The following is a 21,240-nucleotide window of genomic DNA, read 5'->3' as shown; positions in this document are numbered from 1 at the left end:
ATTAGTAGCGCGAACGGAAGTATCGGCTGTGATCGTCAATGAAGACGGTTCTGTTTACAAGGATTACGGCATCATTCATACCGAAATCCACGAAGAAGAAAAGGAAGGATAAATCATGCCACTTGTGAATCTTGGTTTAAGTTCAATCACGTTTTTCCTGTCGCAGCAGACAGGAACCTGGTTCGGTGCCTGGGGCACTGGTGCCGGCACGACAGCGCTAGACGACACGACTTTGTTCACCGAATCGAAGTCGGCGGAAGTCGACGGAAGCGGCTATCACCGGCGCGTCGAATGCGTCAGCACGCAGGAAACACGCGACAAGTTTAACGACATCTGGCGCGCTGTCGTGACGCTAGTCGCTGACGCTTCGAAGACTATAACCAACGTCGGAATATTCGACAGTGACGGCGTCGCCGCGAACACAACAGACCCGCCGGCAGGGGGAAATTTAATTACAAAAGTAGACTGCGCGCCCAGCATCGACGTTCCGTCCGGAAAGTCGCTTGTAATCACGTTCAACCACATTTTTAAGAACGAAGGCACGGTCGGCTAGCACTTTTGCGCTAGCGTTCAGCGCTCAATTCGATTAGGAATAGACATCGCCAGTAGTGGCTACATGAAATCAAAGTGAGGAAAAAATATTATGGGATTTCCAGGATTAGACCCTGAAAAAATGGTCAAAGACCGCTTGATGAAAGCAGACGAAGATAATAATCACGTTCCAGACGTTGAACAAATGGGCGCGATTAAGGTCAAGTTCGAAGCCGGCGCATCTGAAGTTATTCACGCGATTGATCACGACAAGACAGAAGCCGCAATCGTTGAACTAAGAGCCGGCGGAACAGCGCTTCTGGCTGCTACTCCGAACCTAGAAAAGCTTGAAGCGGAACTAGTTGAATTCGCGAAGGATACGAAATCGAATCCTGAAGATTGTATCGCCGACCTGAAGGCAATCGCGGCGACTATGGTTCAGACTATCGGCGCTGTCAAAGCGGCTTCTGCTGACATTGGCGGCGGACTTGCTTCGCTTGAAGCTGCGGTCAATAAAGACCAGGTCAAAGCCGGATACGCACAGATCAAGTCTGGTTTCGACGACGTTCACAACTACGTCGAAGGCGTCAAGGCGGCACATTCAAAGAAGAAATAGCGTCGCACAATCGTTGACACTTCACTAAGAAAGGAAAAGCAATGCACAGATTGATAACATGCCGCGTTCACAAAGAATTCAGCCGCGGCTATGACTACGCTATCGGCGTCGCTCTCGCTGCGCTCGCAATTGCAGCAGCAGCGGCTTATATAGTGCCGATGGTGACACGATAACAAAACAGGAAGGGTATCCAGTGCCGGCAAAAAGCTACTTCGTTATATTCCTGTGTGCGTGCATTTTCTTCGCCTGGGCGCTGAACGCATACACGCAAATAAGCGTGACAGGTCGCTTTGAACCGCACTGGACACTTATCTTCTTTGTTCTATATTTCATCGGTCACGGCGTTTTCGAATTCTCCGTGAAATCGATTTCGGAAGTAAGAAAGTGGTTTCTACCAGCTGTGACTGAAGTTCAAGAAGTGCTAGTCGACGAAGTGACAGGCACACATAAAAAGATAGAAGTCGACGCCCAGGACGTTGAACCAATTGAAGGGGATTGATAGTGCCACCACTGCCAGTATCATTTAATGACGCGCTGAAGAAAGAATATGAATCGCTGTTCGCCGCTGCGGTCGTTTCAGAACAAGGGAAGCGTTTCGCCGGACCGATTATAAAAACCATTGTCGCGAACAAGCCGCGCTATCAAGGAGTCGCCGAACGCGTCGGGTGCCCGTGGTGGATAGTCGGAATCATCCACTATATTGAATGCCATAACGATTTTTCAAAGCACATACACAACGGCGACCCGTTGGCTCAGAAGACGAAGAAGCGCCCAGCTAACAGACCGCTGACGCCTGGACCCTGGTCCTGGGAAGAAAGCGCATATGACGCCCTGGTCAATGTGCGCGGCTTGAACAAATGGAAGGATTGGAGCATAGCCGGCTGTCTGTGGCAGCTGGAAGGATATAACGGCTATGGATATCGACAATACCATCCTGACGTTAAAACGCCGTATCTCTGGTCGATGACTAACCAGTATACGAAGGGAAAGTACATCGAAGTGAACCAGGGCGGAAAGTGGGTAGTTCAGTGGAAGCCCGAATTAGTCAGTCAGCAACTGGGGTTAGCCGCGATCATGAAATTAGGTTTCGAACAAAAGGTTTTCAGCTAGCACCGCCTCTGGTGTACAATTAATTCGTGTGGTTTGATTTGAAAGGGCGGCTGTGTGGTCGCCCTTTTGCCGTGGTATTATTTCTTTTGCTCGACGGCGCGTTCATTCTGGTTCGCCAGTCTAAAATGTTACGGCAGACGTGTTCGCTGGGCGCCATAGCCCCTAGCTCTGTGAGCCTCCGTAAGTGCAGAATCTATCCAGCGGCTACTGAATAGACAGTTCTCGGTTATACGCGAAGGGTTCGTTCAAATCGAACAGGGGCGGCTTCTAAAATGAAAAAGGCCGGGTGGTTAAGACCGGCAACGTGAAACGACTGCAGCCGCGCAACGCGAACGCATAAGACAGTCAGAAAGCACCGTCAGCAATGGCGGTGCTTTCTGTTTTGTTTACCGTTCGGGACATTTAGGACGAAAAACGGGCAATTCGATTAAAAATTTACCGCACGGGATATCGCATTATCGCATCCCCTTAAACAGCGTAAACAGAAGCCGGAAGGGCAGCGCGACCGGAATGACATAGGGGAACTTCATTGATGATAATCCTCTGGTAGCAGTTCGTTAGGGCGCCAGTCGAATTCGTCCTTTTCTGGCAGCGCGTAGATAGTCTGAAAATCTCGCTTCGGCGGATTCTGCGCGATAACGATTCGCCGCGAACCGATTGGGAACCTTGCTGTCGTAGTAAACGGGCGAATACCTCGCCCCTTGTCGAATTCAAGGCAAGCTTCGGCGACAGCTTCTTCAGCGCTGACGTTCTGAACATCAACACCGATCCAGCCAAAATCCCCGAAGTCGATTCGATGAAGGTCGCTTGAAACAACTTCGACACGAAGCTTTCGCGTAGCGAATAATTCGATAAACCCTTCCCGCTTCATTTGCGCCTGTCCGAAGTGTTTCACGATAAGCGAAAAAACGTGTCCTATAGCTGGTTTTGCGCGGACGAATAATAAGGACCTGTCACCACCATGCCAGCGCCAGTCGGCTAGAAGCGCAGTCGTTAAGCCGCACTGCCGATTACCTACGACGTGAATTTCACCGTTCGGCGCCGAAAGAAGTTCGCGCATAAACGGGCGCATCTCCGGTTCTTCAGGCGGCGGATGGAAAGCATTCAGCTGTCCGTTCAGATATTCTAATTTGAAATCATCAAGCATAGTAATCCTCTGGTATTGATTCGGGCGGACGCCAGTCGGGGTCCTGTTTGACTGGCAGGACCCCTGTTTTCTGCGGAATGAACGATACACACATTTCTTTTCCAGTCGTGCCGACTTCCTTCAAGATGGCTAGGACTAGCTGTTCTTCGCCGCCAGGTAGCCGAATTTCCAGAAAGGTTTCAGCGCCGTTCCGGCTGAACAGATAACGAAAGGCTTCGCCGTCGAATGCTAGATCTAGTGTCACCGTTCTGCTCGATGGCAGCGGCGGCAAATACTGCGCGTAGTTGTTACCACTGAAAAGGTGTGACGACTCGATTAGCTCAAGTCCGCCAAGATTTTGGGCGATACCCAAAATCTTGACCGGTCGCCCGTCGACGATCAGTTCGCCGCAATCGTTTTTCTTTGCTTTAGCCAATTTTTTTATCAATCCATTCAATGATCACGATGGTAACAGCGGCGACCTGGATAAGTTCGTAGCGCAGCTTACGCCATAGAATGCGCGTTCTAACTTCTTCAGGCGGCGTCGGGTGAAAGTGTGTGTCGCAGGCTTCCTTAGCTGCTTCGCCGACTTCCTCGGATAGAATCAGCATCCATTCGGCTAACGTGTTTTTGCCGTTCTGCGGGAACTTGCGATCCTGGCTGTTTCTTTCCTTCGCAATTTCAATACAGATGCTTCCGAACGATTCGGTTTCGACGCGGTCCAGAGCTTCGGAATCCGCTTTTTGTTCGTTGTTCATGAACTTCATATTTCTCCGATTAATGGGGCACCCGCGAAAATCAAAACTTTTTTCGAGTCTTCCGAAATCAGCATGACAAGCCAATCTCTAAAAGCCAGCTCCGCGCGAGCTCGTTCCGCCGGCGGAAGGTGATTTCAGCGAGGAAGTGGTATCAGATGCGGTTAGAATTTCGTAAGGCGGAAGAACGTTTTCAGCCTTGATTCCATCTTTCGCCGCAGCCTCAAAAATGTCGAGGCACCGCTGACAGTGCCAGGATGCAACGCCGCCATACTGGAAATACCCGACGCCTTCGTTCTGGCAATTGTTTGATATACACTTTCGTGTCAATTTCCTTTCCTCCTAAACTTATAGATTCGAATCAGTTCCTTTCGGTCCGCTGCGGCGTCCGCGTCGCATTCATCAAGCTAGCTTCTGCTTTTGCGCAGTGGTGGCGCAAGCGTAGTGGATGAAGGTTTGTTTTCCGTTCCCGTCAGTAAAGCAATAGACGCGGTCGGACGTAACAGGGCAGCCGCAGCGGGTTTTCATGCTAGCTTCAGCGTGTACAGAATCTTGGTTCCGTCCATCAGATAAGCCAGGTCGCGCGGACAATTGTTTTCTACAATGACCCGCAGCCCGAAAAGCGAAGCTGGCTTCGGACCAATCAGCGCGGCGTAAACATTCAGATTCTTTTCGCGCAAGTTCGCCAGCGTGGTTTCAGCCATCATGATCGAAGTCGCTTTCGTGAACGGACCGCCGTACATGGTGTCTAATTCGGCTAGACTGTCGCGCAATTCGTTCTGAACCTTTTCCAGCTGCGCGGCATTGAAACCGGCTTCTAGATTCGACTTGAGTATCGGATTCGGTTTCGTCGGACCGCTTTGTTTTTCGTAGTAGTTCCGCTGGTTCGGTGTCAAACTCATGCAGCACCTCCGTTACACTTTTTACAAGCGCAAAGACAGCGACAAGGCTTGTCGCGCGGGCATGGCTTTTCAGTAGTCCATTCGCCAGCCTTTTCTGATTTCCTAATCGAACCGCATTCGTACATGGCTGTAATGAAATACGGTAAAGGCGACTGGGATTCCAGTTTCGAAACGACTTGCGCAGTGCAATTGCCGCACAGCATATCGCGAAGCGTGAAATAAGGCTTATCGCCGTTTTCCAGTTTAAATTTCTCAATCTGTTCTTTAGATTCACGACGCAGTTCGGCTAGTTCATCAAATCCACACTTTGAGCATTTCATGCCGGCACCGCATCCTTTGCTGTGAACAGCTTAGTGACACCGTCTTCAAAAACGTAGGTCTTTCCACAGCCCCAGCTTTCATCTGACAGATCAGGGATATCGTGTTCCTTCGAAATTACGAAACACACCAGCGACGGTGCCTTGAAATTTTCAAGGATTTGAATCAGCCCGCCGCGACCGGCATCGTCGATTTGAACGTCGTCGTCCAGGATAAGCAGCGAACAAGGTTCCAACCACGCCAGGGCGATCTGCAAGGTCATACGGCAGCGCCAGCGAAGACCGCCTGAACAGCGGTGATAACTTCTACCGTCGTAAGTGATAGTCATGTCGTCATGCAGTTCGACCAGACCCCAGTCGGCAAGCTCACAGACGCGCTTCAAATATTCCTGATTGAACGTTTTCAATCCGGCGGACTGCTTCGTCAGTCGAAGACCTTCCTGTTTTAACACGCCGACGATATACAAGTTCTGCGAAATGTTTTCGGCGTGCTGGTCAAGCTTAGTGCGCTGCGTCCAGGCTTTCAACCGGCGGTTAGCGCGTTCGACGTTTGCGCGCTGTTTTTCTACCACTGCCGCCGGCGGCGCTTCCTGTGCGCCTTTCGCCTTAAGGACGGCAAGTCGTTCTGCGGCTTTCTTCGCCTGGGCTAATTTCACCTGTGCGTCGCTCAGATTGTCCAGCGCCTGGTTTTCGGCTTTCATCGCTTCGGCGACGAATTCCTTCTGCGCCAGGATAGCCTGCGCCATTTCGTTCTTTTCTTCGTCAGTGTAAAGGTCAGCCGGCTTCACTTTGCGCAGCGTGTCGCCCTCGATAATCAAGTCACGCTTGCAATGCGGGCACGGAACGCCGGTTTCGCCGAAGTCTGGTTTCGGAAGCGTCTTCAGAAGGTCCTGGGCTTCCTTAACTTTCGCCCTCGCCTTGTCAGCGTGTTCTTTCAGAACTTGCACGCGAAGCGCCAGGTCGTCCAGGTTCTTCGATTCTTCTTCCAGGTCGGCGATTTCCTTTTCTGATATCGCTTCGACTTTCAAGCTGGTTTCAAGGATTTCCCGTTCGCGCGCCAGTTCTTCGACCAGCGTCTGTTCGCTCATTCCCTGAAGACTGTTATCCCAGTATTGCGGAATGAAACTGGCTTGCTTGGTGCTTCCCCAGGCTTCGCCCGCTTCCTGCGCCCACAGTGATTTATGAAGGGCGCCCTGATTTTTGTAGTGATCGTGCGCTTTCTCCCAGCCGTATTTTTCGACGTAGTCGACGACTGCTTCCGCGTTCTTACCTTCGACGCCGACTTTCGACAGGGCGTCGGTCAGTTCTTCCGGCGTCGGCAGCGTCCTTAGATACTTCTGAACGACCGCCGCGCGATCAGCTGGTTTCATCTTACAGATTGATTCCATGCCGACAGCGACAAGCGAAGAACGCGGCGCGACGCCAGTCGCCGAATGCTTGCAGTCTGGATAGGTCAGGGTGACTTCGCCGGCGTCGTCGAAAACCCTGATTCGGGAACCGTTCGGCGCGCCGTCGCGAACCAGTTCATAAGCGCGGTTCTGTGGATTCTCCGCATTATAAGTGGTGCCTGTCAGCGCGAATCCTAGAGCCTGGGCGATTGAACTTTTCCCGACGCCATTATCGCCGACTAGCATCGTTATGCGGTCTAGCTCTATGTCGGCAAGCTTGACCGGTCCGAAGTTTTCTATTTGTGCTCTCAAAATTTAAGCCCCCCTTTTCTCGATTTGTCGTCGCGGTCTGACGGATACTGGCGGATTAATCATGTTTCGTATAGCGTCGAAGGTCGCCAGTACATAGAGGCATTCGCCCGTCTTCAGCCAGACGGCGGTTACTGCTTCGGTATGCGCTTCGTTCACTTTTGCGATCATGAATTCGTCGTCAGTCAATTCGCGGTAATAGTTGATATTCGAGATATCGACCAGAACCCGCTTCCTTTCAGTTGTTTTATTCGTCAGCCCTGTTCGTGCTAGCAAAAATTGCTGGTGCATAGTTCCTCCTATTTAGTGTGCGATGCCCACCACGCAGCGGTATTAGCCGCCGCCGGTGCGCCTTTCGCGACTAGTTTGATTCGATATCGCCATGGGTGAGCGACCTCGTAAGGACGCAGGTCAGGAACGTCTTCGTTCTTTATCTCGCTATAGCGAAGATATTCCGTCTGCGTTCCGTCTAGTTTGTAGTGATAGACGCGACGCCCGCGAAGAAACCCGAAATTCTGCTTCGTTACCTTCTGCAGTCCAACGACCTTGTATGTATGCGGCTTCCTGTCTTCGTCTTTCAGAATGACGACCGTCATAGGTTCCGGCGTGTTGATTGGAAGTTCCTTCGGCACGTCGTCCGCGAATGCCGGCGCACTGAAAAGAATCGCTGACACGGCGACAGCGAATCCGCGTTTCAAAAGGTCCAGGATAAACGTCCTGCGTTCGGCTGAATATGTCGACCACAAGGTGTTCAAAGCGTGCAGCGCGCGCCATTCTTCTTTAGTCAGCTTGCGCGTTTCCTGAATGCTTTCGAAAGCTTTCATAGTGCCGCGAACTTGCTGGGCTAGGGAAAAATCGGTGTCTGGTATTTCTGGAAATTCTTCGTTTGGCATGGTGTCTATCTTCTAGCTTCGGTCGTGTGTGTGTGGTTTGACCTGCGCTGTTTAGAATCGCCTGGTTCGCTTCGTAGATTCCGGTATCGGCGGTGGTGCCTCAGTTTCTGACCCAGGCGCCGATGATGGCGAAGGGTCCGCAGAGGATGGCGCTAGGGGGTCGGCACTTGCAGCCGCCGCCTTTGAACTTGATTCTGGTTCCGTCGTAGGCAAGGGTCCAGAAGCTTCCGCAGTGGGGGCAGCTTCCTTTGTAGGCGCCGCTGTCGATACTGCAGTGTTTTTTCCCTTCGTGTTCGTATCTTCCGATTTCGTTTCCTCCTGTTTTGCTTTGCGTTCGGCTTGCTTGGCTGCGGCAGCGGTGTTAGACGCGCCTTTGAAGAAATCGGACGGCTTCGCTTCGCCGGAATTTATCGCGGCGTAGACAGAACGCAGGCGACGAACTTCAGCTGGTTTGTAGTCGCCCAGGGCGCGCTTTTCGGAAGGGTGGATGCCCAGGAACGCGCGAAGCCGACCTTCTTCAATGCCAATGTCACGAAATGCCGATAGCATCGAAGGAATGGCGGCTTTGTTCTTGCCGATGGACATATCGACGGTCTGAATACATTTGTCGTAAACTTCCGCGACCACGTCCGCCGGCAGCGTGCGCTTGATTAGATTTCGTCGTTCTTTTGACAGAGCCGCTTTCGTCTGCCAACCGATTAACTGCTTCTTCTGCGACGTGTGCTGAATGTTTATTTTCGCGACCTTGCGAACATTGCTTTCGTAATTCCACAGAATGATTTCGCCGGAACTTTGCTGAAGCTGATCGCTGTAGCCATGCTCGATAGTTTCGACCTGGACGTTCTGGTATTCGTCGATCAAAGAATCCATCATCGCCGTAGACGGACCTTCTTTGAACGAATCGCCCAGGGGCAGGCAGTAAATAGCCGTTTCAGCGAACCGTTCCTGGCTTGCCAGTTCTAGCGCTCGTTTTCTGAACACTGCTAGATTTCGCGGTTTGTTCTGCGCGGCGTACACTTGCGTCAAAACTTCGACAGCTGCGCGCTGCGCTGCGACAGCGACGTTCCCTGTCATCGCGTTCTGGCTAATCTGCGCCAGCTGTCCCATGTTGCTAGCCGCACCGCCGCTGGTTTCTACGACAGAAACTTCCGCCTGGGCGTCTTCTTCTTCGTATTCGATATCTTGTGTTTCTTCAGTCAATGTCTTCGTCTCCTGTTGATTTGGTTTGTTTTCCATAAGGGCAAAGCGGCGTCGAATGCGCTTCGCAGTATTTTTTCGAGCACATGAACGAAGCCGGATTCGCGGGAAAAGCCGCGATTGAATTCGTTCGGCTGAAAGCTTCGTAATCTCTCATGACACGTTCGACGGTGTCGAAATAGGCATCTTCCGCAGCGGTCAAGTTATACGGAATGATTTCGATGTCCGGCTGTGGTTTGTCATATTTCACGCGCTTGCAGAAATTGACCTGGGCAGCCGAAACCTCGATATCATGCGACGCATAAAGAACGCTATAGCCGCCAATCTGCGCCCAGTAAGACGACAGCTTGACGCCCGTCTTATGGTCGTGAATGACACCATATTCGGTTCGACCGTCCGGCTTGCCGACGACATAAAAAATACCGTCGACGTGAACGATCATTTCTTCTTCGATATTCGCGAACTTATCATAAGGAACTATCTGGTGCGCGAACACATTGATCATTTTTTCGATTTGTATTCGCGCCTGGATAGTGTCGCGCGTCGTCTGGTCTGTCTGAACACCGTCGAAAGAATCGGCCGCATACTTTGCCCAACCCAGGGCGACGGCTGCGGGTAGGTCGGCGTCCAGACCGCATCGCACGCGGTCTAGCATGAAAGCGACGCCGGCATGAACAGCGTTACCAACTACCGAACCGATAGTCGGAAAGGTTTTGCGAATCCGTTCTTTTCCGACGACCGTTTCAATCGGTTCGCGAAAAATCTGGACGGCAGTCCTTCGCCCGCAGTCCTGATAATTAGACAGGCTTGACGGGTGAATCAGAATGTTTCCTTCTAAGTCTTTACGCATGTTCTTCCTGGAAGATAACAGTCTGTGGTTCCATATCCTGAAGAAGATGAAGGCGCGCACCGTGATTCCGTCTGAAAGTGTCGGAATAACAACGCAGCGCTTCGCGGACAAGGTCGCTTCGCGTGCGGTGTTCGCACTGTGCAATAAAGTCAACTTGTTCAAGTAGTCCAGGCGGCAAAGCAACTAGAACTTTTTTCGGCATTTTCAATCCCTCTTGTGTGTGGTGTGTTTATGCGCGGAATCTAACGCGCTCGTTCGGTGTCCATTCCGGTGTCAGCTTCAGACCCCTATAACAGGGATGTCCGTCGCGTTTCCGTATTTCGTAGCCGCGCGCCTTCATTTCGCGCTGCATTCGATGTATGTCCCAGGTCCTGGCGTGACCACATTCCTTTTGCCACTGCGTTAACACGCGGAACATATCCGCGCGGCGCACGAACATAAGGCTGTGTTCTTTCGGGATTTCTGGAATTTCTAGTTCGAAGCATTCCGAAAGAAAGTCTTTGAAGATGTCCATTTCCTTTCGGTACTCGTTTGTTGCTTCGTCGATTTCGGGCGGTATGCGAAGACCGCTATTCATGTAGTCTTCGGCTGCTGCGATAAACAGATTCAGAATGCCTTCGCGCTCAGCCCATAGCCGCGACTTGATTCGTGGAACCTTTTCCATTCGCACCATGAACGGTATCAAGACGACGCGGCGAAAGACGGAATCAGAAGCCTTAACGCGCGGCTTTTCATTACCCCTCATCCACAGCTTAGAAACCGACATGAATTCCGTCGCGTCCTTAAACATCTTGGAAGCGCTGACGGTGTCTTCGCCGGTGACTTGTTTAAGTGCGGTTTCCGAAACGCGGTCGGTTTCGTCGATTTCGTCAAGCAGAATATAGCGGCGTCCGGCGATGCGCCAGGGGTTTCCGAACTTAGTGTCCTGACCGCCTTCCAGAATCAGCTTCTTCGACATACCGCGCGCGTACTCGCCCATGATTTTCTGGACAAGTTCAAGCAGCGTCGACTTTCCGTTCTGACCCTGCGGTCCGTAGCAGAAGAAGAAGACTTGTTCGTCTGTCAGCCCGGTTAGTGAGTAACCGATCGCACGAAGAACGAATTCGATAATCGTCCGGTTCCCGGCGAAAGTTTTGTTCAGACCGTCCAAAAATGTGATGCAGACGGCTTTCGGGTTATAGTCGATGTCGATAATTTTACTGCAATAATCTTCTTTCTTGTGTGGCAGCAGTTTCTTCTGTTCGAACGAATAAGTTCCGTTCCGCAGGTTCAACAGAAGCGGATCGTTATCGAAGATTTCGAAATCGCGTATCAGAAGCGGTCTAGACAGTTCTAGAACGTGTTTTAGACCGCCCAGGGATTCTAGCGCCTTATGCCAGTTTTTAAGCTCCTGGCGGTCAATGTTGCCGTCGGTCGAAAAGATTTTGTACCACTTCCTAACGCTCTCACCGACCAGAAGAACGGCTTTATGCTTTTCGTCTTCTTCCCACTTCTTACCGTTCCAGATCCACCACAGCCCGCCGGCATATATCAAAACGTCGCGGAAATCATTCGCGAAGCGTTCGGCTGTAGCCAGTTCGGTGAACGGATTCTGAACGCCTGGCATGAACGTGCTTGGCTGTTCTTGCACTTCCGGCGGTGCCGGTACGAAGTATTCAGTCGCCTCGATTAAGTCGATCAGTTCGTCAGCCGTGTGCTTGTCGCCTAGCCATTCAAGCGGATTCAGCCTGATTACTTTCACCAGAAAGTCGTTATTCTTCAGCGCCTTAGCTTTCGCTTCCGCGTGCTCGATTCCGGCTTTATCGCCGTCGGTCAATATGACAATCTGCTTTGCGCCGGCAAGCTGTTCTGAGTACTCAACGCGCCACTGTGATTTCGAACCGCCCTTGTGTGTGGTGGCTGCGAATCCTTCGTCTTGCAGACGCCGCGCGGCTTCTTCGCTTGTCGTCAAAAATACGCTGCAATTCTCCGCTATCCAACCTTTGATTTCAGGATAGTCAAACAGGACCGGCTTCCAGCCTTCGGTTCCGCCGTCGTTCATTCCGTAGGGTGGACGACTAGACGGATATTGAATCGTGCCGTCGGGCATGTCGTAGCGCTTGACCTTCAGTGTTTCGACGATATTTCCTTCTGCGTCGAAATCTCGATAGGTCCATTCGCCGGCTAGCTTGCCGTCAGTCCACCACTTTAGACCCGCGTCTTTCTTCTTGCTCGCCTTCCTCTGCGGCTTCGGCTTATCGAAGACGCCCAGACGCTGAAGCCCTTCGTGTATCTTCGGGCCCGCGCATTTATTCTTGCAAGTGAAAGACAGTTCGCCGGCTTCGTCTCCGAATCCCAGTGTGCCGTTAAAACACACAGGACAGACTGCGATATAGCTGTCGCCGACTTTCGTCGCGTTTAGGATTTTTGCTGCTTCTGGTGCAGTTTTTGACATTTGTCAGCCTTTGCGTATAAGTCGATCAGGGTGCCTTGTAGCTGGAACGGAATAACACCGTTCCGCCGGTGAACTTTGTCAATCCGTCTTTTGATTTCATGGGCAAGCGCGGCGAATGACACCATTTCTGGTGCACGGCTGTGCCCCAGGGGCGTCTTCAAATCCAGCCCCCATTTATTTACGTCTTCGTCTGGAATCAAGTCTGTGCGCTCTTTTCTAGCTGTCTTAGTTCTTCGTTAGATATGCGGCACGCTTCTAACGCGTGCTCAAATACTGTCGTCGCCGATTCGAATTCGTCGCCAATCCAAAGCGCGTCTTTCTTGCAGACCGGGCACTTAATTGGCTTGCTTGTTACTGTGTGCGCCATTTTTTGACCTTTCTAGAGTCTTGTATTGCCGGACGTAGGGCGCCGGTTCCTTGACGACGCCCTAGCCAGCTATTCGAAAAGCTACTCGTCGCCGTATTCTGCGCCGGCTTTGCGTTCTTCTTTGCGGTCGCTTTCGACGATAATCGAAGCGTAGACGCGCGGATCTAGGTCGCCGATTTTCACACCCTGACGCGTGGTAAGCGCCAGTACGACCCAAGCGCCGACGCGGTCAATGATTCGGCAAATGCTTTTTACTTCTGAATCCAATTTCTTTTCCTCTAATTCGAACGTGTGATTACTTTCTGGACTTCGTGCTGGCTGTGCGCTTACTTCCGAACTTCGGCTTCCTGGCGTTCTTGCCGGCGGGCTTCGCGAATGGGACAGTTCCGTCTGTGGCGTTCGATTCGCTCAAAGACGAACCATCGGTTTCCGAGCACTCCGTATCCACAGCTGCACTCGATACAAAGCTGGTTGATTCCTGAGAGTCGGGTAACTTTCCCATGTCGGCTATCGTCTCCTGACCTTCAGAAGATGTCGCCGTTACAGAAACATCTAGAATTCGCTGCGGTTCTTCCCAAGCTCTGTTAAGCCAGTCGATTTTCTCCGCGTCGGTCAGCTTATGCCAGTCTTCGTCTTCGTGCGGAAAGTCGACGGGCACTTTCGACAGGTCTTCACCGCAAGCGGTGGCAAGTTCGCCCGGCGTCATGTCGACCAGCTTCTTCGGTTCGTCTGTCACGTCGCGAACTTCGACATCGACCGGCGCGTTATCATCGCAGCCAATCAGAAGCGGTCCGCCGCAGCCGGTTTCCTCAAAGCGTTCAGCAATCGCTTCTAGTCCGTTCGTCATTTTTTCCGGCACTTGCGCGGCGATTGAAGCGTCGTAATCTTCAACGAACCTATTCTGTTCTTCAGGCGTCAGCGCTTCCCAGGCTTCGACAGTGTCGACGCCAGCAAATACCCGAATGGCTTCGTTCCTGGCTTCCAGTTCGGCGATAGTCATAGTCTTGACTGGACCGCCTTCCGCTTGTTCGTCCGTCGGAATATCGCGAATGGACATTTGTCCGTCAATATTCTTGCTTCCTTTCTTCGGTTTGCCGCCTTCCGCCGGCGCGTGCGAACCGCTATAACGCGAATCGATAGCCGCCTGAACTTCTTCTGGCATACGCTGGGCGTTCCAGGCTTCCTGGACGAAGTTCGACCAGGTCGGAAACTCCATTGTCTGAAGCCTAACGATGGTTTCCTCTGATGGAAGCGCGGCGCCTTGCACAGACATATTCTTAGCGACCATTAAGCGAAATTCCGCCGCTAGCGTTTCCAGCTGTTCGACAGCAGCATAGCCAGCTTTGTTCAGAACCTTGATGTCGCGGTCTGCCAGGAAGCACTTATCGACAGCCTGGTCGCGCTGCTTCTGAATTTCCGACTTCGCGTCGTCGACCGATTTTTTGTCGAGCAAATAATAATCCGCGTGGATCTTACTCGCCTGGAACGGAACATCGCGGTCCGCAATCCTGATTTCTATTTGTTGTAATGCGCTCAATTGTTTTTCCTCTTAGCTATTCGTGTGGTTTACTTGTCGGCTTTCTTCGCGTGCAAAACCGTGATTTGTTTCTGCATTCCGGCGACTTTGCGTTCAAGTTCAGCGATCCGGGTAGCCAGCTTCCCTTCGCCCGTTGCCAGGTTTGTCAGCTTCCTGTCAGCGGCTAAAAGCCCCTGGTGCTGCGCCCAGTCAACTTCTGCAATGTGCTTAGCGTTCTGTGGCATAGCGGACTCTAGAACGGTGATGCGATTGCTTAGATGCAGCAGAACCTTCAGCGTTTTTTCGCTTCGGTCGTCAGCGAACGCGGCACCGCATATGGCGGCACTTGTAGCGACGGTGACTAAGCCCAGGGCAACAGATGCGATCAGTTTATTCATTCGTTTTTCCTCTTGGTTCGGACAGTTATCGTTCGTAAAGTCGCGGCGGATTTCGGCGCGGCTGGGGCAAGGCTGGGCAGGCGACTTCCAGGTCGCGCTGTGCTGTCGTAACGGGCACGGCGGAACCGCAGTAATCGCACTGAAGAAACCAGACTAGGAGCGGCTTTCGTCCGACTTCCTTTTCGGTCCATTTATGATTCTGGGTGTTTACCACTGCATTCATTTAAATTTCCTCGGTTTTGCAAAGCTGACAATGTTCAACAGGATGCCGAAGAAGAACGCCCAAACGACGAAGCTAAGGGCAGCGCCGGCGGGGGTGAATAAGTATTGCAACGTGATACCTCCTGTGGTGCGGCGGGGCAGCGGAACCATTCCGCCATTTCTAATTCCGTGATTTCCTTTCCGCACTGCCGGCAGGGTGATAGCTTTTTCGCAATCCCGTATGTCCGCCCGTGCCAGTGGACGCCTTCTGCTAAGTCAATCGCCCATAATCCAAGTCGAACGACAAATTTGTGCGTCGACTTCGTCAAAATCTGCTGAATGAAACCGCAGCGGACAGCGCTGTCCTGTTTAAGTTCCGCCAACCTTGTCATAGCATCCCCCACAGCCAGCCAAGCTTCTTTATCTTGCGCTGGACTTCTAGCCAGTAAGAATGGTCGACGCTGATTCGGTCTGGGTCGGTAAGTTCGGCGATTTCTTTTTCCAGGCGTTCATTTTTGGTTTTGACGCACGAAAGAACGTTTCGAGTCGCGACAAGATCGCCGTTCAGCTTTTGAATTTCAGCCTTCAGTTCGTCGCGGCTTTTCGGTTTTTCTGGTAGTGGTCGGCCAAAGCTTGCCAGAATTCTGACTCCCATAACACCCCCTTAAAACGGTAATTTGCTGATACCAGATGCGGTGTCTAGCACGTCCTGGATATCCGCCGGCGGAACTGAAAGGCGTCCCGTGTCCAGGTCGCGCATGACGACCGCCAAAGATTCCGACAGCTTCGCGGTGTGCGGCTGCATAGCCAGGGCAAGGAACACGGCGTCGCGTTCGCGCTGCATTTTCGCCAGGTCCTTCTGAAGCTTCGTAATTAGGCGGTCCTTCGATGACACCGCTTTTCTTAGTTCGGAATTATTCATCGCGTTTATACCGCCAGCGCCAGCTTCTAGCTATGATGCTCACTTGCCCGATGGACAATCCATATTTTGCCGCCAGTTCTTTCCGACTCATTATTTTTGAATCTTCAAAAATCAGGCGGTCCCGTTGTCTTCTTTGGGTACGCCTTTCTTTTGCTTTAACAGCGCGCTCGCTTTTCTCCCGACGCTTTTGTTCTGTGTTTGCGATGTCCGCTTCTGAGCAAAAGGTCAGTTCAACACGGGTAATAAAACGCATGTCGTCAGCGTAAGTTTCGACCTTGTCAGCGACCTGCCGTAGGTATTGGACGGTATCGGACTTTGATTGATATCTTTCGGGATGATTTATAAACCTACTCACAAACTTTGACCCCCTTCGATGACATGAACAAAGCGCGCTCGATCTGTGGTTCCGGTGCCGGTCCGAAGATCACAGCACCGCAGCCGCCGGCGGCTTTCACTTCACTGATAAAATTCGCCTGTTTTTTCGTCGGCTTCGATTTCAGGTCTTGCTTAAATTCGAATGCGACAAACTGCGCGACTTTCCGACCGACCATATCCGGCGTGATAATCAACTCGCGCCAGCCCAGCTGGTCGCTAGTGCCGTTCGGACCACAGCCGAAGGCGCGCTGTTCGTAGACGCCGCCGCGCTTGACGTAGGCGACGCCGCGCGCATTCGTTAGCATCTTAACGACCCAGGGAAGATGTCGCAGGCACTTTAAGCCCAGGATTTTTACTGCGGATTCAAGCATTATCACCATCCTTCTTTGCGACAGCAGTGTGACCGAGAAGGCGATACTGGTAGGGATAGCAGCGGGCGGCGCAGTTAGATAGCACCATATTTTGCAGCGCGTGAATGTGGTTGCAAGCTTCTACCAGATCGGCAGGATGTTCCTTGCCGAATATTTTTTCGAATAGAGAAGCTAGCCCGCCAATGCGCTTTACCAGTGCGTGTTCGTCATCCGTCAACACCTAACCAGCCCTCCTGTTTGCCTGCTGTCTTGCTACACGCGCGGCGTTCTTCTTCAGGCACGCACGCCAGATAACCGCTGCGTAATCCGCACCATATCCGCGTTGTGCGCAGTAGGAAATAAACGACGGCAGCGTTAGCGGATTCGTTTTCGAAAACATCTTGTAGGCGTATTGATGGATTTCGTTCCGCGCCTTTTCCTTCTGCGCCTTCGACAAAATTTCGGCAGCCGCTTCTTCTTCCAGGCGCATCAGTCGCCCTTCTATTTCTTTGATTTCGCGCATGGCGCGTTTCATTTCAGCGCCGCAAACATCGCACAGCGGCGCCGGTTCTACCCACGAATAGCAAGATTCACACTGCACTATGCGCGGTATCGCCTCGCGCTCGCCGCGTTCGACTTTCGGTCTTCCGTCAAGCGTCCAGGTCCGGTCGCGGTGCGGAATTCCGAACTCTGGATTCAGCACGTTTCCGACGTGGTCAAGCAGATACGCGAATGGTTTGTTTTCGGCAGCGCGAAGCACGCGCCCGACGGCTTGCAAAAACAGGCGAAGCGACTTCGTCGGGCGTAGCATTATGCACACCGTCACCAGGGGCAGGTCGAAGCCTTCAGATATCAGTTCGCAACTGGTCACGACCTTTAGCGAACCATTCTTCAGATTTTCAAGAACGGCGCGAATGTGGTACTTCGACTGTTTTCCGTCGATGCTCGCTGCTGGAATGCCCGCAGCGTTAAATTCAGCCGCAGTCTGTTCAGCGTGTTTGACATTGCAGCAGAACGCGACCGCCGGCAGCCCGTCGCAGAATTCCTTATACGACTCGATAGCTTTCCCAGTGATACCTTTCGCGGTCACGACCTGGGCGGCGTCATCCGAATTCCAGTCGCCGGCTTTTGTCACACGGCAAGCGGAAGCGTCGACGCGCGTCGGTATGTGGATAATCGGTCGGACCAGGTAGCCGTCGCGAATCAATTCTTTCGGCTGCGGTCCGCAAATAAGCACGTCGTAGTAATCGCGCAGACCTTTTCCGTCTAGCCGGCAAGGCGTCGCACTAAAACCAATTGTCACCGCTGACGGTATCGCGCACTTTTCCCAGATATTAGCGGCGCGATTGTGGCATTCGTCGTTCAGAACAATATCCGGTTTCGGGTAGCGGTCCAGGCGCTTCGCCATTGAAAACACAGACACCAGCTGGATTCGCTTGTGTGGCGCTTCAGGATAGTCGCCGGCGACCACACCAAAATCAAGACCGAATAAATTCAACCGCTCGCTGAATTGTTGAATCAAAGTGTCGCGATGCACGTCGATGCGGACGATCTGGTCTGGGTCTTGCATGGCTTCGGCGCACATCATAGCCATAATGTCGGTCTTCCCGCCGCCGGTCGGCAGCTGGTATAGGATGCGCTCGAAACCCGCATTGTAGGCTGCGCGGAGGTCGGCTAATGCTTTCGTCTGGTGTGGTCGCGGTGTGCGCATCTATTCCTCCCAGTGTTTAGCGAAATCATGCGGATTCATTACGGATAAGCGCCCCTTGTGGTCGATTACAATCCAGTCGCCGACGAACGCGTCTTGCGACGAAGCATCGTCAACAGGACGCCAGATCTTTAGGTGTCCACTGAATGAGCCAATACAGTATTCGGCTAAGGCAAACCTGACGACATCGCCGAATCTATAACACTGATCGACGATCATTTCGCTGGTGACTTGGAAGGCGCGTACTTCCTTCGGTTTTTTCTTGAAGGTTTTCAGTTGCATTTACTATCGTCCTCTGAAAAAGGGTCCTGGTTTTGCCGCATTTATAAGGGTCCGCATAACCGAAAGCCAGGAAAAGTGCCCCAGACCCTGATGTCCTAATCTTCGAACTTGTCGAATTCGAATCCGTCCAACGACGCCGGCAGAACAAATTCTTCCGGCACCAAAACCTTTGAGCGAATCGCGATCAGAATCGCGCACGCTTTTGACGGCGCGCCCAGCTTCTGAACTACGTCTTCCGTATACTTCCGAAACGTCGAAACCCGCAGGTCAAGCACTTTTGCGGCGACCGATGCCGGCAGCGCGAAATGCGCCAGGACGTTCAAGTCTCGTTCGCTCAGTTCGGCAGCGTCGGTTTGTTTTAATCGAATCCTGTTCAAAATTTCACCAGCCTAAGTAAAAGTACGCAAAAGAAAAGAGCGCAGCGGATAGAATCCACTCCCAGTGCGCTCTTATGATGTCGGGCATTCGGTCCGGTCTTTCTAGGTTCTCGTTTTAGAGATGCGATATAAAGTAGCCGTCCCAGGCTGAACCATGCGAAATTACATGCCAGCCTTGTCGGCGAAGGTCAGCTAAGGCGCTCAGATAGCGTTCAGCCGATACGTAAAAAAGGGTATAGATCGACGACATTTTACACACCGCCTTTAGCGAATTCAGACAGCGCCTTGGTTCCGTCACGCTTCGCGCCGCGCCAGGCTACTAGCCGAACAACGGCGGGCGCATTACACACAACTACCTTGTTTTCAAAGCAGCAGATTTCTTTAGGTGCATATGGGTCCACAGGATGAACGCAGGCTTCAAAGTTCTTGGGAATTACGTTTTTGTGCTCTTCGCACAGGTGGCTAACGAACTTGATTTCCACTACACACCGCCTTTCGGGCGGGTTTCACCCGTCTGATAGTCGACGACGACTTCGCCGGATGGAATGGAAGGTCTGATTTTTTCGGCGGCTTCCAGCGTGCGAAGAACGCGAATCATTTGCAACGGCAGCGAACCTAGAATCCCATGCCATTGGCACCATTTTTCGAACGCTTCGACCGGCGTCATTCCGGCGACATGGTTCGCCATTTCTTCCGGCGTTTCTTCGTCTTCGTCGTAGCCCAGCGCCTGGGCGATGTCCGTTATCATTTGAACTGGCAGTTTTTTTGTGTCTAGCATTCGGCACCGCCTTTAGTGCGAATCAGCTGCAAATGAAGCAAATTGTCGTTATTCGGTTCGCCGCCTTCGATTCCGAAATACTTCGCGGCTTCGACCAGTTCGTTCCCCGTGATGATCATTTCCTGGACGCCGGCGCGGCGCATCACTGTGATTAAAATATTGCGGTGCGCCTCGATCAGCATTATCAGTTCAAGCTTGCTGTATGGCATCTGTGCGGCTAGCGCTTCCTGGATGGTTTCTGGCGCCTTGTCGAACAAGGACGCCGCGAAGTCTTCGCCATAACAAAGCGCCGCGAATGCGCGGACATGCTGCTTCTGGGCTTCCAGTCGTTGGATCTGGTTCATTCTTCTTCCCCTTCGCCGCTGGGAATCAACTCAATAGCCCTGATGATTTGACGGCATCCTTCCTGGGCGATTTTCTGAAGCTTGGACTTATTCGGGTACAAACTTAAGATTTGCTGCTGATGACAGCGGACCTCGTTAATTGCGGCTTCCTTGTGCTGCTCAATTTCGGTTTTTTTGGCCACTGACCTTTCCCTTCTTTCGGCACTGGCAAAAGACGCAGCAGGGGCGGTTTTTACCCCGCCACTACTAGAATTAGGCTGCGCCTATATTTTGTAAGAACTGCTGCGGCTGGATTTCCAGCGATTACTGACACGTTTCCGTCGCCAGTGAAGATATCTTACACGACCTTTCGCAAATTTGCGAAAGAAAATTTGCACGAATAAAGCACGTCTAAGCTCGACCGCTCAAACGTGCTACTGGTCAATACTTTCAGGATATTTTGCGTTCGTTCTCTTGTATATACTCAAGCAACTCAGCCAGAAAGTCTGAAGGGCGAACGCCGATTTTTTCCGCAGTGTGCTCAATGCGTTCTATTAATGCGTTCATTCTTTCAACGTCTATAGTGCTTGCGACAGTCGACGCGCTCTCACCAGACCGCCTGGCGGCTTCTGTGGCAGTGCTTATCTTGTACTTTTCCTGTTCCCAAAGGCGTTTGACCAATGGGTGTATCGGCTTCATTCTGTCCATTCCGCGCGGCATACGGCTATCCCTCCGACCTTACATGAACTTCAGTTCCAATCAACGTTTTAGCTACTGACATAAACTGTCCGTAGACCCAGTGCTGTTCGCCGGGTTCGATGTCGTTATGCTCAAGAAGGAAATCGACTGTGTTTCCTTCCAATTTCTTCAAATCTGCGAATGAAGCCGATGGCAATACGAAGACGGCGTCATTCTCTTTGCCGAATTCTTTAGGTGGGCGCTGGAGCTCGTGCCGCTTGTTGTTAATACTTATGAAGCCGATGGTCGGTATTTCCAAGGCTTTTAACTCCTGTTCACGCGGAATCCACATATGCGGGATATATCTAGGGTGTATATCGGTCGTTCGCTTGGTGGTAGCTTGTCCAATGTATAAATCCCGTAAGCCTTGCGCCCAGAGAGATTCGAACTCCCGACACCTTGGTTCGAAGCCAAGTACTCTATCCAGCTGAGCTATGGGCGCCCGCGGGTATGCTAGCGCCTCGCATACAGGCGCGT

At 52.1% G+C, this 21,240-nt stretch carries 34 protein-coding genes and 1 tRNA gene; 4 read left to right on the top strand and 31 right to left on the bottom strand.

What is annotated here, in order from left to right; genetic code table 11:
* Window positions 1-115 precede the first annotated feature (115 nt).
* From EKK48_12210 to EKK48_12195, 4 genes are all read left to right on the top strand, one after another.
* Window positions 116-553: a hypothetical protein gene (locus EKK48_12210; protein RTL42741.1), complete on the top strand. Its 438-nt coding sequence runs from the start codon at window positions 116-118 to the stop codon at window positions 551-553.
* Between the two features lie 90 nt (window positions 554-643).
* Window positions 644-1,147, top strand: coding sequence for a hypothetical protein (locus tag EKK48_12205; GenBank protein ID RTL42740.1), 504 nt, complete (start codon window positions 644-646; stop codon window positions 1,145-1,147).
* A gap of 193 nt (window positions 1,148-1,340) precedes the next feature.
* Window positions 1,341-1,646: a hypothetical protein gene (locus tag EKK48_12200; protein ID RTL42739.1), complete on the top strand. Its 306-nt coding sequence runs from the start codon at window positions 1,341-1,343 to the stop codon at window positions 1,644-1,646.
* A gap of 2 nt (window positions 1,647-1,648) precedes the next feature.
* Window positions 1,649-2,257, top strand: coding sequence for a hypothetical protein (locus EKK48_12195; GenBank protein RTL42738.1), 609 nt, complete (start codon window positions 1,649-1,651; stop codon window positions 2,255-2,257).
* A gap of 526 nt (window positions 2,258-2,783) precedes the next feature.
* Here EKK48_12195 and EKK48_12190 read toward each other — a convergent pair.
* From EKK48_12190 to EKK48_12040, 31 genes are all read right to left on the bottom strand, one after another.
* Window positions 2,784-3,404, bottom strand: coding sequence for a hypothetical protein (locus EKK48_12190; protein ID RTL42737.1), 621 nt, complete (start codon window positions 3,402-3,404; stop codon window positions 2,784-2,786).
* Window positions 3,397-3,819 (bottom strand): hypothetical protein, encoded by a 423-nt coding sequence (locus EKK48_12185; protein RTL42736.1) that lies wholly within the window; start codon window positions 3,817-3,819, stop codon window positions 3,397-3,399. The genes EKK48_12190 and EKK48_12185 overlap by 8 nt, the downstream gene beginning before the upstream one ends.
* Window positions 3,812-4,075: a hypothetical protein gene (locus tag EKK48_12180; GenBank protein RTL42802.1), complete on the bottom strand. Its 264-nt coding sequence runs from the start codon at window positions 4,073-4,075 to the stop codon at window positions 3,812-3,814. The genes EKK48_12185 and EKK48_12180 overlap by 8 nt, the downstream gene beginning before the upstream one ends.
* A 153-nt stretch (window positions 4,076-4,228) precedes the next feature.
* Window positions 4,229-4,468, bottom strand: a complete 240-nt coding sequence (locus EKK48_12175) for a hypothetical protein (GenBank protein RTL42735.1) — start codon at window positions 4,466-4,468, stop codon at window positions 4,229-4,231.
* A 194-nt stretch (window positions 4,469-4,662) separates the two neighbouring features.
* On the bottom strand, window positions 4,663-5,040 hold the full coding sequence (locus tag EKK48_12170; GenBank protein RTL42734.1) for a hypothetical protein: 378 nt from the start codon (window positions 5,038-5,040) through the stop codon (window positions 4,663-4,665).
* A 316-nt stretch (window positions 5,041-5,356) separates the two neighbouring features.
* Window positions 5,357-7,060, bottom strand: a complete 1,704-nt coding sequence (locus EKK48_12165) for a hypothetical protein (protein RTL42733.1) — start codon at window positions 7,058-7,060, stop codon at window positions 5,357-5,359.
* On the bottom strand, window positions 7,061-7,345 hold the full coding sequence (locus EKK48_12160) for a hypothetical protein (protein ID RTL42732.1): 285 nt from the start codon (window positions 7,343-7,345) through the stop codon (window positions 7,061-7,063).
* Between the two features lie 8 nt (window positions 7,346-7,353).
* A complete protein-coding gene (locus EKK48_12155) occupies window positions 7,354-7,947 on the bottom strand; it encodes a hypothetical protein (GenBank protein ID RTL42731.1) in 594 nt (197 codons plus the stop codon).
* A 51-nt stretch (window positions 7,948-7,998) separates the two neighbouring features.
* A complete protein-coding gene (locus EKK48_12150) occupies window positions 7,999-9,147 on the bottom strand; it encodes a hypothetical protein (protein ID RTL42730.1) in 1,149 nt (382 codons plus the stop codon).
* On the bottom strand, window positions 9,140-9,994 hold the full coding sequence (locus tag EKK48_12145; protein ID RTL42729.1) for a hypothetical protein: 855 nt from the start codon (window positions 9,992-9,994) through the stop codon (window positions 9,140-9,142). The genes EKK48_12150 and EKK48_12145 overlap by 8 nt, the downstream gene beginning before the upstream one ends.
* 229 nt (window positions 9,995-10,223) lie before the next feature.
* Window positions 10,224-12,428, bottom strand: a complete 2,205-nt coding sequence (locus EKK48_12140; GenBank protein ID RTL42728.1) for a hypothetical protein — start codon at window positions 12,426-12,428, stop codon at window positions 10,224-10,226.
* On the bottom strand, window positions 12,392-12,628 hold the full coding sequence (locus EKK48_12135) for a hypothetical protein (GenBank protein RTL42727.1): 237 nt from the start codon (window positions 12,626-12,628) through the stop codon (window positions 12,392-12,394). Before EKK48_12135 ends, EKK48_12140 begins: the two co-directional genes overlap by 37 nt.
* Window positions 12,629-12,876: 248 nt before the next feature.
* The gene (locus tag EKK48_12130; GenBank protein ID RTL42726.1) at window positions 12,877-13,062 is read right to left on the bottom strand and encodes a hypothetical protein; all 186 of its coding nucleotides are present in this window, start codon (window positions 13,060-13,062) and stop codon (window positions 12,877-12,879) included.
* A gap of 28 nt (window positions 13,063-13,090) precedes the next feature.
* Window positions 13,091-14,332, bottom strand: a complete 1,242-nt coding sequence (locus tag EKK48_12125; protein RTL42725.1) for a hypothetical protein — start codon at window positions 14,330-14,332, stop codon at window positions 13,091-13,093.
* A 29-nt stretch (window positions 14,333-14,361) separates the two neighbouring features.
* Window positions 14,362-14,709: a hypothetical protein gene (locus tag EKK48_12120; protein RTL42724.1), complete on the bottom strand. Its 348-nt coding sequence runs from the start codon at window positions 14,707-14,709 to the stop codon at window positions 14,362-14,364.
* A 25-nt stretch (window positions 14,710-14,734) separates the two neighbouring features.
* Window positions 14,735-14,932 (bottom strand): hypothetical protein, encoded by a 198-nt coding sequence (locus tag EKK48_12115; GenBank protein ID RTL42723.1) that lies wholly within the window; start codon window positions 14,930-14,932, stop codon window positions 14,735-14,737.
* A gap of 366 nt (window positions 14,933-15,298) precedes the next feature.
* Window positions 15,299-15,565, bottom strand: a complete 267-nt coding sequence (locus EKK48_12110) for a hypothetical protein (GenBank protein RTL42722.1) — start codon at window positions 15,563-15,565, stop codon at window positions 15,299-15,301.
* 9 nt (window positions 15,566-15,574) lie between these two features.
* A complete protein-coding gene (locus tag EKK48_12105; protein RTL42721.1) occupies window positions 15,575-15,832 on the bottom strand; it encodes a hypothetical protein in 258 nt (85 codons plus the stop codon).
* Entirely contained in the window at window positions 15,825-16,085 is a 261-nt protein-coding gene (locus EKK48_12100; GenBank protein ID RTL42720.1) for a hypothetical protein, read from the bottom strand. The genes EKK48_12105 and EKK48_12100 overlap by 8 nt, the downstream gene beginning before the upstream one ends.
* A gap of 94 nt (window positions 16,086-16,179) precedes the next feature.
* On the bottom strand, window positions 16,180-16,578 hold the full coding sequence (locus EKK48_12095; protein RTL42719.1) for a hypothetical protein: 399 nt from the start codon (window positions 16,576-16,578) through the stop codon (window positions 16,180-16,182).
* Window positions 16,571-16,798 carry a hypothetical protein gene (locus EKK48_12090; GenBank protein ID RTL42718.1) on the bottom strand — a complete coding sequence of 76 codons (228 nt, stop codon included), beginning with the start codon at window positions 16,796-16,798 and terminating at the stop codon, window positions 16,571-16,573. Before EKK48_12090 ends, EKK48_12095 begins: the two co-directional genes overlap by 8 nt.
* The gene (locus EKK48_12085) at window positions 16,799-18,268 is read right to left on the bottom strand and encodes a DEAD/DEAH box helicase (protein RTL42717.1); all 1,470 of its coding nucleotides are present in this window, start codon (window positions 18,266-18,268) and stop codon (window positions 16,799-16,801) included.
* Window positions 18,269-18,547 carry a hypothetical protein gene (locus EKK48_12080; protein RTL42716.1) on the bottom strand — a complete coding sequence of 93 codons (279 nt, stop codon included), beginning with the start codon at window positions 18,545-18,547 and terminating at the stop codon, window positions 18,269-18,271.
* 95 nt (window positions 18,548-18,642) lie between these two features.
* Window positions 18,643-18,924, bottom strand: coding sequence for a hypothetical protein (locus EKK48_12075; GenBank protein ID RTL42715.1), 282 nt, complete (start codon window positions 18,922-18,924; stop codon window positions 18,643-18,645).
* Window positions 18,925-19,175: 251 nt separating this feature from the next.
* Window positions 19,176-19,406, bottom strand: coding sequence for a hypothetical protein (locus tag EKK48_12070; GenBank protein ID RTL42714.1), 231 nt, complete (start codon window positions 19,404-19,406; stop codon window positions 19,176-19,178).
* Window positions 19,406-19,702, bottom strand: coding sequence for a hypothetical protein (locus EKK48_12065; protein ID RTL42713.1), 297 nt, complete (start codon window positions 19,700-19,702; stop codon window positions 19,406-19,408). The genes EKK48_12070 and EKK48_12065 overlap by 1 nt, the downstream gene beginning before the upstream one ends.
* Entirely contained in the window at window positions 19,696-20,046 is a 351-nt protein-coding gene (locus tag EKK48_12060; protein ID RTL42712.1) for a hypothetical protein, read from the bottom strand. The genes EKK48_12065 and EKK48_12060 overlap by 7 nt, the downstream gene beginning before the upstream one ends.
* On the bottom strand, window positions 20,043-20,228 hold the full coding sequence (locus tag EKK48_12055; GenBank protein RTL42711.1) for a hypothetical protein: 186 nt from the start codon (window positions 20,226-20,228) through the stop codon (window positions 20,043-20,045). The genes EKK48_12060 and EKK48_12055 overlap by 4 nt, the downstream gene beginning before the upstream one ends.
* Before the next feature lie 247 nt (window positions 20,229-20,475).
* Entirely contained in the window at window positions 20,476-20,724 is a 249-nt protein-coding gene (locus EKK48_12050; protein ID RTL42710.1) for a hypothetical protein, read from the bottom strand.
* Between the two features lie 25 nt (window positions 20,725-20,749).
* Window positions 20,750-21,022 carry a hypothetical protein gene (locus EKK48_12045; GenBank protein RTL42709.1) on the bottom strand — a complete coding sequence of 91 codons (273 nt, stop codon included), beginning with the start codon at window positions 21,020-21,022 and terminating at the stop codon, window positions 20,750-20,752.
* A gap of 109 nt (window positions 21,023-21,131) precedes the next feature.
* A tRNA-Arg gene (locus EKK48_12040) sits at window positions 21,132-21,205 on the bottom strand.
* Window positions 21,206-21,240: the final 35 nt, after the last annotated feature.

The organism is Candidatus Melainabacteria bacterium (assembly GCA_003963305.1).
In the GTDB taxonomy this organism is placed as follows: domain Bacteria; phylum Cyanobacteriota; class Vampirovibrionia; order Obscuribacterales; family Obscuribacteraceae; genus PALSA-1081.
This window is presented reverse-complemented; position numbering and strand designations above follow the sequence as displayed.